This window comes from Citreicoccus inhibens (genome assembly GCF_019039035.1).
GTDB classification, from domain to species: Bacteria; Myxococcota; Myxococcia; order Myxococcales; family Myxococcaceae; genus Citreicoccus; species Citreicoccus inhibens.
This window is the reverse complement of the sequence record NZ_JAHNZT010000022.1, coordinates 32,540-46,528: the sequence shown is the minus strand read 5'-3', so window position 1 is coordinate 46,528 and position 13,989 is coordinate 32,540. Positions and strand designations below refer to the sequence as shown.

At 70.0% G+C, this 13,989-nt stretch carries 11 protein-coding genes and 1 riboswitch; of the genes, 8 read left to right on the top strand and 3 right to left on the bottom strand.

Translation table 11 applies throughout. The features are described from left to right. Positions 1-259 precede the first annotated feature (259 nt). The 3 genes from thiO to moaA all read left to right on the top strand — a co-directional run bounded on the left by thiO (position 260) and on the right by moaA (position 3,720). Positions 260-1,378, top strand: coding sequence for a glycine oxidase ThiO (gene thiO / locus KRR26_RS23370; RefSeq protein WP_217080872.1), 1,119 nt, complete (start codon positions 260-262; stop codon positions 1,376-1,378). A gap of 61 nt (positions 1,379-1,439) precedes the next feature. Next, positions 1,440-2,684 (top strand): HD-GYP domain-containing protein, encoded by a 1,245-nt coding sequence (locus KRR26_RS23365; protein WP_120203560.1) that lies wholly within the window; start codon positions 1,440-1,442, stop codon positions 2,682-2,684. Between the two features lie 37 nt (positions 2,685-2,721). Continuing rightward, positions 2,722-3,720, top strand: coding sequence for a GTP 3',8-cyclase MoaA (gene moaA / locus KRR26_RS23360; protein ID WP_217080914.1), 999 nt, complete (start codon positions 2,722-2,724; stop codon positions 3,718-3,720). 69 nt (positions 3,721-3,789) lie between these two features. Here moaA and KRR26_RS23355 read toward each other — a convergent pair whose 3' ends face one another. Both KRR26_RS23355 and thiC read right to left on the bottom strand, forming a co-directional pair. After that, positions 3,790-4,182: a DUF4870 domain-containing protein gene (locus tag KRR26_RS23355; protein ID WP_120203557.1), complete on the bottom strand. Its 393-nt coding sequence runs from the start codon at positions 4,180-4,182 to the stop codon at positions 3,790-3,792. Between the two features lie 127 nt (positions 4,183-4,309). After that, the gene (gene thiC / locus KRR26_RS23350; RefSeq protein WP_120203555.1) at positions 4,310-6,184 is read right to left on the bottom strand and encodes a phosphomethylpyrimidine synthase ThiC; all 1,875 of its coding nucleotides are present in this window, start codon (positions 6,182-6,184) and stop codon (positions 4,310-4,312) included. 38 nt (positions 6,185-6,222) lie between these two features. After that, positions 6,223-6,334: riboswitch (TPP riboswitch) on the bottom strand. A 197-nt stretch (positions 6,335-6,531) separates the two neighbouring features. Here thiC and KRR26_RS23345 point away from each other — a divergent pair. The 5 genes from KRR26_RS23345 to KRR26_RS23325 all read left to right on the top strand — a co-directional run bounded on the left by KRR26_RS23345 (position 6,532) and on the right by KRR26_RS23325 (position 12,887). Further along, a complete protein-coding gene (locus KRR26_RS23345; RefSeq protein WP_217080871.1) occupies positions 6,532-6,960 on the top strand; it encodes a CBS domain-containing protein in 429 nt (142 codons plus the stop codon). Positions 6,961-7,006: 46 nt separating this feature from the next. Beyond that, positions 7,007-8,353 (top strand): universal stress protein, encoded by a 1,347-nt coding sequence (locus KRR26_RS23340; protein WP_217080870.1) that lies wholly within the window; start codon positions 7,007-7,009, stop codon positions 8,351-8,353. 111 nt (positions 8,354-8,464) lie between these two features. Then, the gene (locus KRR26_RS23335; RefSeq protein WP_233576712.1) at positions 8,465-9,001 is read left to right on the top strand and encodes a hypothetical protein; all 537 of its coding nucleotides are present in this window, start codon (positions 8,465-8,467) and stop codon (positions 8,999-9,001) included. A gap of 101 nt (positions 9,002-9,102) precedes the next feature. Beyond that, a complete protein-coding gene (locus tag KRR26_RS23330; protein ID WP_217080869.1) occupies positions 9,103-12,447 on the top strand; it encodes a DUF4082 domain-containing protein in 3,345 nt (1,114 codons plus the stop codon). Positions 12,448-12,623: 176 nt separating this feature from the next. Beyond that, entirely contained in the window at positions 12,624-12,887 is a 264-nt protein-coding gene (locus KRR26_RS23325) for a FruA-associating protein, FapA (RefSeq protein WP_199723695.1), read from the top strand. On the opposite strand, the gene KRR26_RS23320 is transcribed toward KRR26_RS23325, so the two are convergent. Continuing rightward, a complete protein-coding gene (locus tag KRR26_RS23320; RefSeq protein WP_217080868.1) occupies positions 12,884-13,972 on the bottom strand; it encodes a sensor histidine kinase in 1,089 nt (362 codons plus the stop codon). The two genes, KRR26_RS23325 and KRR26_RS23320, sit on opposite strands and share 4 nt — an antisense overlap. Positions 13,973-13,989 lie beyond the last annotated feature (17 nt).

The window sequence follows — 13,989 nt, the reverse complement described above, 5'->3', positions numbered from 1 at the left end:
AGGCCCGTCCTGGGGGGACGGGCCTTCGGTCATCGCGGCAGGTGCCGGAACGAGGGTGTGCGAGCTAGCGGATCACCCCGGCATGCGCGTGGCCAACGGTCCCGTCGAGGGCCGGCCGATGATGCGCATGGGGATGATGCACGGAAGCGAAACGCACGGACTCATGGGTAGCGCCAAAGCCTCGCGTCGTCAACCGGACCCCGGTGCACCTTCGCCATCTCGCTTGCAAAGCCCCGCTGAGGCGAGCACAAGCGCACACATGCAAGACACGGAAGTCATCGTGGTGGGTGGCGGCGTCATGGGCTGCGGCATCGCGCTGCGGCTGCGACAAGGGGGCGCGCGCGTCACCGTGCTCGAGCGCTCCATTCCCGGCGCCGAGGCATCGAGCGCCGCGGCCGGAATCCTCGCGCCGCAGTGGGAGTCCGAGGGCCCCGGCCCCTTCATGGATTTGTGCCTGCGCAGTCGCGCGCTCTATGGGAGCTTCGCCGCGGAGCTGCGCGAGCTGACTGGCGTGGACGTGGGCTATCGCCCGTGCGGCCTGCTCAAGGCGGTGTTCGACGAGGCCGGCGTGCACCACCTGGAGGCCACCGTGAGCTGGCAGCGCGGGCTGGGCTTGCGCGCCGAGCGACTCGATGGCGCGGAGGCTCGGGCCCTGGAGCCTCAGCTGTCACCCCGCGCCGTGGCCGCCGCGCACTTCCCGGATGATCACCACGTGGACAACCGGCTGCTCGTGCGCGCGCTCACCATGGCCGCGGCGCGGGTGGGCGCCCGGTTCCAGAGCGGCCACGTGCGCGGCGTGGTGCACGAGAACGGGCGCGCGGTGGGCGTGGACCTGGATGGTCAGGTGTTGCGCGCGGACGCGGTGGTGCTCGCGGCCGGCTCGTGGTCCGCCCTGGTCCCCGGGGCGGGCGTGGCCGCGCAGGCGGTGCGCCCGGCGCGCGGGCAGATGGTGCAGTTCCAGACACGGCTTCCGTTGCTGGAGCGCATCGTCACGTCGGAGAAGGGTTACCTGGTGCCCCGCGTGGATGGGCGTGTCATCGCCGGGAGCACCATGGAGCTGGTTGGCTTCGACAAGCAGGTGACGGCCGCCGGCGTGGCCCGCATCCTCGACATGGCCCTGGAGCTGTGCCCCGAGCTGGCCGAGGCCCCCATCACCGAGACCTGGGCGGGCTTCCGCCCCTGGACCGAGGACCGCCTGCCCTACCTGGGAGGGGGGCCCACCCCCGGCCTCTTCCTGGCCACCGGACACTTCCGCAACGGCATCCTCCTGGCCCCCATCACCGCGAAACTGGTCGCCGAGGCGGTGCTCGGACAACGTCCTTCCGTGGACCTGGCGCCGTTCCGGTATGATCGGCCGCCCGCCCGCCTGCCCGCGTGAAGGTGGTAATTTCTCTTACTCGTTCGCCTTTGAAAGCGGGAAACCTCTAGAATCCCCCCCCGTGGAAGCCATCCCTCCTGCCCCGCCTCGAATCCTGATCGTCGACGATGACGACTCCGTCCGGGACGTCATCTCCGTCCTCCTCCGGGAGGAGGGCTACAACTGTGTCGTGGCCAGCGGCGCCGAGATGGCGCTGGACGTCGCGGGCGAAGAGGACACACCGCTCGTCATCAGCGACATGAAGATGCCGGGCCGGGATGGCCTCTGGCTGCTGGAGAATCTGCGGGAGCGACTGCCGGACACGTCCGTCATCATGCTCACCGGCTACGGCGACACCGAGTCCGCGGTGGACTGTCTTCGCCGTGGCGCCGTGGACTACCTGCTCAAGCCACCCAAGCTGACCGACCTCATCCGCGCCATCGAGCGCGCGTTGGCCAAGCGGCGCATCGAGATGGCGCGCAAGCGCTACCAGAAGAAGCTCGAGCGCAAGGTGCGCGACCGCACCGCCGAGCTGCGCACCGCGCTGCGCGACATCGCGAACACGTACCAGAACACCCTGCTGGCCCTGGTGGCGGCGCTGGACGCGCGCGAGCACGAGACGAGCGACCACTCGCTGCGCGTGGTGAGCTACACGAGCGCCATCGCGCATCGCATGGGCATCCACGGCAAGGAGCTGGATGAGATTGGCCGCGGCGCCCTCTTGCACGACATCGGGAAGATTGGCGTTCCCGACGCGGTGCTGCTCAAGCCTGGCAAGCTGACTCCCGATGAGTGGCTGGAGATGCGGAAGCATCCGGAGATCGGCTTCCAGATGATCCAGAACATCCCCTTCCTCTCCACGCCAGCGCAGATCGTCCTGTCTCACCAGGAGCGGTATGACGGCGCGGGCTACCCTCGCAATCTCCAGCGTCAGGAGATCCACGTGGGCGCGCGCATCTTCGCCGTGGCGGACACCCTGGACGCGATGACCAGCGATCGCCCCTATCGCAAGGGGACGTCGTTCGCCAACGCCATCCAGGAGATCAAGCGCTGCGCGAACACGCAGTTCGATCCGGACGTGGTGCGCGCGTTCCTCGACATCGGCGAAGAGGGCCTCATCCGCATCAAGGAGGAGATGGCGCAGCGCAAGCTCCAGCCCCTCCAGGTGGAGGCGGAGGCCCTGGAGGCCGAGGCGGAGCTGGCGCGGCTGACGGACGCGGAGGACGACTCGGAGACGACCGCTCCGGGGAACCGCCCGCCCGCGAGCACCTCGGCGGAGGAGCAGCTCCAGGTGGCCGTGCGTTCGGCCACGGGAACCAAGGGCTGAGCACTCAAGCGGCTGGCACGGTGGACGAGCGCCCGTGATGACCGAACTCCAGACGACTCCGCTCGCCCCTCCCCTGCGTGACGCGCAGGGGCGCGTCATGACGTACCTGCGGCTGAGCGTCACGGACCGCTGCAACTTCCGCTGCGCCTACTGCTCACCGGCCTCGTGGGGCGGACGCAAGGATCTGCTCACCGCGGAGGAGTTCGCGCGCATCGCCTCCGTCTTCGCGCGCCTGGGCATCCGTCGCGTGCGCCTCACTGGCGGCGAGCCCCTCATCCGCCCCGACATCCTCGACATCGCCCAGCGGCTCGCGGCGCTGCCCGGCGTGGCGCACCTGGCGATCACGAGCAACGCCAGCCGATTGGAGACGCTCGCCCTGCCCTTGCGCGAGGCGGGCGTCAGCCAGCTCAACCTGAGCCTCGACACGCTCGAGACCTCGACGTTCCGGAGCATCTCCCGTCAGGGGGACCTCGACGCCGTGCTGAGGGGAATCGACGCGGCGGCGCACATGGGGTTCGCGTCGCTCAAGCTCAACGTCGTCGTGATGCGCGGCGTGAACGACAGCGAGGTCCCCGCGCTCGTGGCCTATGCGCACGCGCGCGGCATCACCCCGCGCTTCATCGAGCTGATGCCCTTTGGCCAGGGCACGCCCGTGCCCACCGCCGAGCTGTTGGAGCGACTCCAGGAGGCGGGGCTGTCCCTCACGCCCGAGCCCGAGGAGCCCGGCACGTCCGACACCGCCGGCCCCGCTCGCTACTGGCGCACCGACGCGGGGCGCGTGGGCTTCATCTCCCCGCTGACGCGCAACTTCTGCGGCGGGTGCAACCGCGTGCGGGTGGCGTCGAACGGGGACCTGCGAAGCTGCCTGGGAGGCCGCGCGCAAGCGCCGCTGCATCAGCTCATCCGCGGCGGAGCCAGCGACGAGGAGCTGGCGCTGGCCGTGCGGCGCGCGCTGGGCGACAAGCCCGAGGGCCATCGGTTCACCGACGCCGGCAACGGCGCCACCCTGCTGCCCATGATGGGCATTGGCGGCTGAACTCCAGACGCGACTCGGGCGGGCCATCGCCTTGAGGAGTGCGATGGACCCGCCCGGATTGCCGCGTGCTTACTTCACCAGTCGCAGCGCGACGGGGTACTTGTAGAGCTGCCCCTCGTTGGCCTTCAGGCCGCCGATGATGCCGAAGACGACCGCCGCGATGAACACCACGGCCAGCAGCACCAGCCCCACGCCCAGACACGCCGTGGCGCCGCCCACCAGACCGGCGATGAGGCAGGTGATCTGGAAGTTGAGCGACTCGACCGCATGCGCCCGGATGTAGGACGAGTCCTTGCCCTTGGTCATCATCAGGAACAGTGGCACCAGGAAGCCAAAGCCCATGAAGAGGTTGGCGACCACGGTGCCGATGTGCGCCAGCATCGCCATCGTCTTCTCATCCTGCGTGGGCACCGGGGTCCCCGTGATGAACGACCCCATCATCTCCTGCTGCTGAGACTCCATCGTCCTTCCTCCTGCGTTCCGCGGGCGCGAACCACGCCCTTGACGGGCCACACCATGGCACGCGCCCGCGTCCACTGTCACCAGGAGGACAGAGGATGCAGCAGGTCGTCACGACCTGCTTGGGGCCTCAACGGTAGAGCTGGCCGCCCGCCTTCTTGAATTCCTCGCTCTTCTCCTCCATCCCGCTCTGGAGGACCGAGGTCTCCGCCACGCCCGTCTGCTGGGCGTAGTCGCGGACCTCCTGGGTGATCTTCATCGAGCAGAACTGAGGACCGCACATGGAGCAGAAGTGCGCGACCTTGGCCCCTTCCGCGGGGAGGGTCTCGTCGTGGAAGGCGCGGGCCCGCTCGGGGTCCAGCGAGAGGTTGAACTGATCCTCCCAGCGGAACTCGAAGCGCGCCTTGGAGAGCGCGTTGTCGCGGGCCTGAGCGCCTGGATGCCCCTTGGCCAGGTCCGCGGCGTGGGCGGCGATCTTGTACGTAATCACGCCCTCCTTCACGTCGTCGCGATCCGGCAGGCCCAGGTGCTCCTTGGGCGTGACGTAGCAGAGCATCGCGGTGCCGAACCAACCGATCATCGCGGCGCCGATGCCGCTGGTGAAGTGGTCGTAGCCCGGCGCGATGTCCGTGGTGAGGGGCCCCAGCGTGTAGAAGGGCGCCTCGCCGCAGACCGCGAGCTGCTTGGTCATGTTCTCCTGGATGAGGTGCATGGGCACGTGGCCCGGGCCCTCGATCATCACCTGCACGTCGTGCTTCCAGGCCACCTGGGTCAGCTCACCCAGGGTCTCCAGCTCACCGAACTGCGCGGCGTCGTTCGCGTCGGCGATGGAGCCCGGCCGCAGCCCGTCTCCCAGGCTGAAGCTGACGTCGTACGCCTTCATGATCTCGCAGATCTCCTCGAAGTGCGTGTAGAGGAAGTTCTCGCGATGGTGCGCGAGGCACCACTTGGCCAGGATGGAGCCGCCGCGGCTGACGATGCCCGTGAGGCGACGCGCGGTGAGCGGGACGTACTGGAGCCGCACGCCCGCGTGGATGGTGAAGTAGTCCACGCCCTGCTCCGCCTGCTCGATGAGCGTGTCGCGGAACAGCTCCCACGTGAGGTCCTCGGCCTTGCCGCCCACCTTCTCCAGCGCCTGATAGATCGGCACCGTGCCGATGGGCACCGGGGCGTTGCGGAGGATCCACTCGCGCGTCTCGTGGATGTTGCGGCCGGTGGACAGGTCCATCACGGTGTCCGCGCCCCAGCGGATGGACCAGACCATCTTCTCCACTTCCTCCTCGATGGAGGACGTCACCGCGGAGTTGCCGATGTTGGCGTTGATCTTCACCAGGAAGTTACGGCCGATGATCATCGGCTCCAGCTCCGGGTGATTGATGTTGGCGGGGATGATGGCGCGCCCCCGGGCCACCTCGTCCCGCACGAACTCGGGGGTGATGACGCGGGGGATGGCCGCGCCCCAGGAGTGCCCCGGGTGCTGCGCGGCGAGCGACGCGTCCAGGCGCTGGTTCTCGCGCACGGCCACGTACTCCATCTCTGGCGTGATGATGCCCTTGCGCGCGTAGTGCATCTGGCTGACGTTGGCGCCGGCCTTGGCCACGCGGGGCTTGCGGCGGTGGGCGAAGCGCAGCCCGTCCAGGCGCGCGTCGGACTCGCGCTGGCGGCCGTACTCGGAGGTGATCCCGGTCAGCTCGCGCGTGTCGCCCCGGGCGTGGATCCACGCCTCGCGCGGCGCGGCCAGGCCCTTGCGCAGATCGATCTCCGCGGCGGGGTCCGTATACGGCCCGCTGGAGTCGTAGACGAACACGGCGGGGTTGGGCGTCACCTGCGCGTTCGGCCCGTGCCCCAGGTGCGTGGGGGTCTGGGCAATCTCGCGCAGGGGCACGCGCAGGTCAGGGTGCAGCACGCCCGGGACGTACACCTTGCGAGAGGCCGGCAGCGGCCCCCGGGTGATGCCCTCGAGCGCCTTTCCGTCGACCTTCAGGCTCTTGGATGCTCCGCTCATCTGCTTCTCCTCTCGGCACGAGAGAAGACAGGCGGGGCGTGGAGCGCCCGCCGCTTCCCTCCGCCGGAATGACCCGGTTCAGGTTCAAAGGGTTGGCCGCCCGCTCGCGGCCGTCTCAGCCCCCATGGTGGGGCACCCCTAGCGACGCGCGCCGGTCTAGCGCACGCCATCGCCGCCTTCAACCCACCGTTCGGGCGAGGTCGCGTTCGGTGGACACCACTCGGCTGGGCGCGGGCGTACGAGCGGTGCGCCCGGCCCGCCGGCTTGCACGTGCCGGATGGGGGAATGACCGTCCCAGGCAGCACCTCCGGGGATGGCTCCGGCGGCGCGCCCGAGCGGAGGGCCCCATGCAGATCGTTGGCGAGCTGATGACACGGCCCGTGGTCACCCTCACGGAGACCCAGAACCTGGTCAAGGCGGACGAGCTCTTGCGCCTGCACCGCATCCGGCACCTGCCGGTGGTGCGCCAGGGGCGGCTGGTGGGGCTCGTCACGCACCGCGACCTGCTGCGCGCCGCGGCGCACCACGGGCCGCCCCCCGAGCGCCCCATCTGGGCCGCGGACATCATGACGCGCGAAGTGGCCACGGTGCGGCCGGACACACCGCTGCGCGACGCGGTGCGGCTGATGCTCGCGCAGAAGTACGGCTGCCTCCCCGTGGTGGACGAGGACGACGCATTGCTCGGCATCCTCACCGAGGCGGACCTCGTGAAGTACGCGCAGCACCTCATCGACATCCAGGATCGCCGGGAGATGGCGGCCTCCTACGACGCGTGAGCCCTCCACGGCGCGCGAACGGGCGGCAGACACGAACGGGGGAACCATGGCCATCGTCTTCGGAACCGACTTCTCCTCGCAGGCGATGGAGGCGGCGGAGACCGCGACGGCGCTCGCGCACCGGATGGGCGAATCGCTCCATCTGGTGCACGTGACGGAGTACGGCAGCGGTGGGCGCTCCAAGTCCTCGGACGAGGCGCTGCAACAGGGCGCCCGGGCCCGCCTGGATGAACAAGCGGATGCGCTGCGCGCGCGCGGGGTCGCCGTCGAGGCGCACTTGCTGGAGGGCGTCCCCGACGAGGTGTTGGTGGACCTGGCCACGAGCCGCCATGCCGCCCTCATCGTCTTGTCGCGGCATGGGCAGCGGGCACCGCGCTGGCGCATGGGCAGCGTGGCCGAGCGCGTGGTGGAGAGCGCGCACTGTCCGGTGCTCGTGCTCCAGAACGCCCGCGCGTTGGAGGCCTGGGCCAGCGGCGTGGGCTCGCTGCGGGTGCTGCTGGGGCTGTCGTTCTCTCCGCCGTCGGACGCCGCGGTGGCGTGGGTGAAGCAGATGCGCTCACTGGGGCCGTGTGAGGTCATCGCGGCGCACCACTACTGGGGCGTGGACGCGCACGCGCGTTACGGACTGCCGCTCACGCCGGGGGCCGAGGCCACGCCCGAAGCGGAGCAGGCCCTGCGTCGCGATCTGCTCGCGCGCCTGGGTGACATGCCCGGCACGGGCGCCGTCTGGGTGCAGCTCCAGTCCGGCCTGGGCCGCCCCTCCGAGGCGCTGGTGTCGCTGGCGGGGCGCGAGTCCGTGGACCTCATCGTCGTGGGCACGCATCAGCGCACCGGCGCGCGGCGGTGGTGGTACGGCTCGGTGTCTCAACACGTGCTCCAGAACTCGAGCACCAACGTGCTGTGCGTTCCGGTCAGCGCGCTCCAGCCGCGGCCCCTCCCCTCGGTGCGGCGCGTGCTCGTGCCCACGGACCTGTCCGACTGGGGCTCGGCCGCCGCGCGGTATGCCTACGCGCTCATCCCCGAGGGCGGCACGGTGTGTCTGCTGCACGTGGCCGAGCCTGAGTCCGGCGAGACGTTCGATCCGCGCCGCTTCGTCGAGCCCATGACGCCCGAGGCGCGCGCGCAGCGTGAGCGCATCGAAGTGGCCCTGCGCGCCTTGATTCCCGAGGAGGCATCGGCCCGACGCATCACCACCGAGGTGGAGATCGTCGCCAACCGACGCGTCGCCGAGGCCGTTGGACAGGCGGCGGAGCGGCTCGACTGCGACTTCATCTGCATGGCCAGTCATGGCCGCACGGGCTTGTCGCGCGCCCTGGCGGGCTCGGTGGCGCAGGAGGTCATCATGCACGGCGTTCGCCCTGTCTTCGTCGTCCGGCCGCCCCGCGATGAATGAGCGCGCGTGCGGGTGTCCCTCCCGCGAGGACGACGTGAGGTCCGCTGGCCGCCATCCGCGCGGCACGGGCATTGAAGAGGCGCCCTCTCAGCGCCACCTGGGAGGCGTCTCATGACATCGATTTCCATCACCGAGTACGAAACGCGCCTCTTCTGGCAGGGGGCCCACAGCGCGGTGCTCACCAGTGATCACGCGCCGCCCGTGCCCATTGGCCGGCAGCTTGGGTTCACCGCGGACCCTTCCGAGGGACGCTGGGAGCCCGAGGCGCTGCTGGTGGGCGCCGTGGAAGGACGCACGCTCCTGGCCTTCCTGGAGCACGTGCGCACCGCGGACATCTCCGTGCTCTTCTACCAAAGCTCCGCGCTCGGCCGAGTGATTGGCGGGCCGGGACGGATGCCTCACTTCACCGACCTCATCGTGCGACCGCACGTCGCCGTGCCCACCGACGCCGAAGCCGAGGCCGTCCGCGACATCTTCACCCGACTGCCCGGCTGCTGCTTCCCCGGCTCGGTGCTCCACCTGGCGCCACGCATCGAGGCGGTGGTCGAGACCTGGAGTCACGCGCGCCCCACGCAGGGCCGCGCCACACAAAGATGCCGCGTCGATGAAACGCTGCGCGTCGCCATGGCACCCACGCCGGAACGTTGAATTCACGACATAAGCAACAATTCTGTTTCATTCTGGATTCTTTGAGAGCGTCGGACCTCCTCTGGATGATGCGCCCGCATCCCTCCGAGGAGAGACATCTCATGACTGGCATGAAGTGCCGCGCGGCCCTGATCTGGGCGGCCGCGTGGCTGGCTTTCAGTGCAGGCCGTGCGCAAGCGCAGACCTATTCGCTGTTCCTTCCGACGGACGTCCCCACCGTCGCGTCTGTCACCAATGACTCCGCCTCCGTGGAGCTGGGCGTGAAGTTCACGTCGGACGTCGCGGGCGACATCACCGGCATCCGCTTCTACAAAGGCGCGAACAACACCGGCACCCACGTGGGCAGTCTGTGGACCCGCACGGGCACGCAACTCGCCACCGCGACGTTCACCGCGGAAACCGCCACGGGCTGGCAGCAGGTGGACTTCGCCACGCCGGTGCGCATCACCCCGGGGACGACGTACGTGGCCTCGTACCACGCACCCGTGGGCGCGTATGGCTTCACCGACGCGGGGCTGACGACGGGGCTGGACAATCCGCCCCTGCACGCGCCCTCCGGTCCCTCCTCGGGCGGCAACGGCTTGTTCCAGTACGGCGCCAGCTCGGTGTTCCCCACGAGCAGCTACCGCAACTCGAACTATTGGGTGGACGTGGTGTTCCGCCCCGTCGAGCCCGTCACGCTCTGGCCCTCCACCGCCACGCCCTCCGTCGCCTCGGTGACGAACGACGCGCAGGCCGTGGAGGTGGGCGTGAAGTTCCAGGCGGACGTGAGCGGCAACGTGCTCGGCGTGCGGTTCTACAAGGGCACGGCCAACACCGGCACGCACGTGGGCAACCTGTGGAGCAGCTCGGGCACGCTGCTGGCCACCGCGACGTTCAGCGCCGAGACGGCGACGGGCTGGCAGGAGGTGCGCTTCTCCGCGCCGGTGGCCATCGCCGCGAACACGCAATACGTGGCCTCGTACTTCGCGCCCGTGGGCGCGTATGCCTTCAACGACGGCGCGCTCGCCACGGGCCTGGACACGCCTCCGCTGCACGCGCTCCCCGGCAATGCCAACGGCGGCAACGGTGTGTATGCCTATGGCGCCAGCACGCGATTCCCCACGCAGAGCTTCAACAATTCGAATTACTGGGTGGACGTCGTCTTCCAGGCCACGGGCGCGCCTCCGCCCACGCAGCCTCCCGTCCCGGGGCTCAGCCTCTGGAGCGCATCAGCGACGCCCGCCGTCGCCACCGCGCCCGAGACACAGGCCATCGAGCTGGGGGTGAAGTTCACGTCCGACCTGGACGGCAAGGTGAAGGGCATCCGCTTCTTCAAGGGCGGCGGCAACACCGGCGCCCACGTGGGCAATCTGTGGAGCAGCACAGGCACGCTCTTGGCCAGCGCCACGTTCACGTCCGAGACGGCCTCGGGCTGGCAGCTCGTGGAGTTCGCCACGCCCGTGGACATCGCCGCGGGCACGACCTACGTCGCCTCGTACTTCGCGCCGATGGGCGGCTATTCGTATGACTCGGATGGCCTCGCGGCGGGAATGAACACCCCGCCCCTGCGCGCGCTGCCCGGCGCGACCACGGCCGGTGGCAACGGCGTGTATGCGTATGCGAGCACCTCCACCTTCCCCTCGCAGAGCTACCGCTCGACCAACTACTGGGTGGATGTCCTCTTCCAGTCCAATGGTCCGCCGCCTCGCCCGGGTGTCACCGGCTCGGGCCCGGTGCTCGTCGCCACGGCGCCGGGCAATCCGTTCACGGACTACATGAAGGAGATCCTCAAGGCCGAGGGCATCACCACGTTCGCAGCCACGGACACCGGCAACCTGGGGTCGACCGTGTCGCTCAACGACTACAAGGTCGTGATCCTGGGCGAGCAGGCGCTTTCCGCCGCGCAGGTGGCGCTGCTCACCCCCTGGGTGAACGCGGGCGGCACGCTCATCGCCATGCGGCCGGGCGCGAACCTGGACAGCCTGATGGGCCTCAACGCGACCACGGGCACGCTGGCCAACGGCTATCTGCGCGCGGACACCTCGCAGGCGCCCGGCCAGGGCATCACCGTGGAGACGGTGCAGTACCACGGCGTGGCGGACCTCCACACGGTGGTGTCCGGCACGCGCGTGGTCGCCCCGCTCTACAGCGATGCGATCACGCCCTCCACCGCCGCCGCCATCAGCCTGCGCTCCGTAGGAGCCGGCACCGCCATCGCGTTCGCGTACGACCTGGCGAAGTCCGTGGTCTACACGCGGCAGGGCAATCCCGCGTGGCAGGGCCAGAACCGAGACGGCTCCAGCATCGGACCGCGCGCCCGCTCCGACGACATGTTCTACGGCAACGCCTTGTACGATCCGCAGCCGGACTGGGTGAACCTGAGCAAGGTCCAGATTCCGCAGGCGGATGAGCAGCAGCGGCTGCTCGTGAACATGCTCCACCTGACGAGCCCCATCCCCCTGCCGCGCCTGTGGTACTTCCCGCGCGCGAAGAAGGCGGTGGTGGTGATGACGGGCGATGGACACCCGGGCAACGCCACCGTGGCGCGCCTCAACCAGTACCTCGCGGCGAGCCCCACCGGGTGCAGCGTGGCGGATTGGGAGTGCGTCCGCTCCACCGTCTACAACTACATCGGTGGAATCGACGCGGCGACGGCGGCGGCCTACGTGGCGCAGGGCTTCGAGTACGCCATCCACCTGGACACGGGCTGCACGGACTTCACCGCGACGAACCTGGATCCGGCCACGTACACGCCGCAGCTCGCGAGCTTCGCGGCCACCTACCCGACCCTGCCCGCGCCCGTCACCAACCGCACGCACTGCATCGTGTGGAGCGACTGGTCCACGCAGCCCAAGGTGGCGCTGCGCCACGGCATCCGGCTGGACACCAACTACTACTTCTGGCCGCCCGAGTGGGTACAGGACCGTCCGGGCCTCTTCACGGGCTCGGGCATTCCCATGCGCTTCGCGGATGAGGACGGCACGCCGATTGACGTCTATCAGGCCACCACGCAGATGACCGACGAGTCCGGCCAGTCCTTCCCGCTGCACATCGACACGCTGCTGGCCAACGCCGTGGGCCCGCTGGGCTACTACGGCGCCTTCACCGCCAACATGCACGTGGACGCGCAGCCGTCGTCGGGCTCGGACGCCATCATCGCGTCCGCGCAGCGCGAGGGCGTGCCCGTCATCAGCGCCAAGCAGCTGCTCGAGTGGCTCGATGCGCGCGAAGGGACACACGTGAACGCGCTGGCCTTTACCGGCACGGCGCTCTCCTTCACCGTCACCACCCCGGCGCGCAACCTGTCCCTGATGGTGCCGGTGCACTCGTTCAATGGGCGCGCACTCGTCTCGGTGAGTGTCAATGGCTCAGCAGTCAGCGCCCCTCAGCAAACCATCAAGGGTGTCGCCTACGCGTTCGTGAACGCGGCGCAGGCCGGCACCTACGTCGCGACGTACCAGTGAGCCCTACCCGCTCCCTCTGAAAACGGGCCGCAGCCGAGCCCGGTGCGCGACGCTGGCACCGGGCTCGTCCGTCCCTCCCCTGGAGGACAGGCGAGTGTTCGCAATGCCAAGGATTCATCTTCTCATTGCCCGAGAGTCCAGGTGTCACGCCTTTGGTGCATGGCGACCATCCGGGCATGAACAGACACGACAAGCATGCAAGCGCCCTGGATGAGTCGCGGGATGCCGTCGCGGATGACATGGCTTCGTTGGACGCGGCCCGGCTGTGGCTCCAAGCGAGCATCCGCCTGACGCGTTCGCAGGCGGATCTCCACGCCGCCATCTTCTCGAATGATGGCTCCGAGGAGAGTCTCGAGCGCTACGCGAGCGCTCGCGCGGAGCTCGACTCAGCCGAGGCGTGGGCCCTGCGCGTCGCCAAGGCCCTGCCGAAGAGTTCCTAGCTCGCGCCGCGCCAGACGGGGAGGCGGAGCACGAACCGCGCGCCTGCTCCCGAGCGCGGGGCGTAGCGCACGTGTCCGCCGTGGCGTTCGACCAGGCGTCGGACCAATGCGAGCCCCAGGCCCGTGCCCCGGGCCTTGTTCGTCACCAGGGGCTCGAACAGGCGATGCCGCAGCGCCGCGTCCACGCCGGGGCCCGAGTCCTCCAGCGCGATCTCGATCATCGCGCCATCGCGGGACGCGGAGAGGGCCACCGTGCCGCGCGTGCCCACGGCGGCCACCGCGTTCTCCAGCAGGTTCACGAACACCTGTCGCAGGAGCACCGCGTCGCCCGCGACGGGCGCGAGCCCATCGAGGCCTTGCGCGTGGAGGCCCACGCCCTCGGGACGCGGCACGGCCTCCAGGGACTCCGCCCAGAGGTCCGTCAGCGCCACCGCGTGCCATGCGATGGGCGCGTCGCGCACCAGCCCGAGCAGCCCCGACACGATGCGACCCGCGAGCCTCAACTGCTCGCCCATCCCCGAAAGAATCCGACGCACCCGCTCGTCACGCGCCAGCTCCGGGCGGGCCTCCAGCACGGTGACAGAGGTCCCCAGCACGGCCAGCGGATTGCGCAGCTCATGCCCGATGGCGCCGACCAGCTCGCCCACCGATGCCAACCGCGCCTCACGCGCGCGCTGCGCCTGTCGAAGCTGGAGGATGCTCGCGACCTCCACGTCCAACCGGCGGCGCAGCGCCGCGCGCGCGGACTCCGGCACCGTGCCCAGGTGCGCCTCGAGCGCCTCGCGCACCTGACGGGCGGCGCCCAGCACCACGGTGGGCGACAGCCCGGAGGCCGCGTCCCACCACGGCGCGGGCGAGGGCGAGGCGAGCAGGGCCGCCAAGCCGTCGAGGAGCCCCGATTCCAAGGCGGGCACCTCCCGTGCCGACGCGCCCAGGACCGCGTGCGCGCGCAGGCGCGAGGCCAGGGTCTGCGCGATCCGCGGCAGCTCGGCCTGGAGCGCGGCGCGCACCTCGGTCAGGGCCCGCGCGTCCTCGGGGCCAAGGTCCAGGTCGCGCGGCGCCTCGTCGTGGGGGATGTCGCTCATCGTCACCGCGGCGCAGG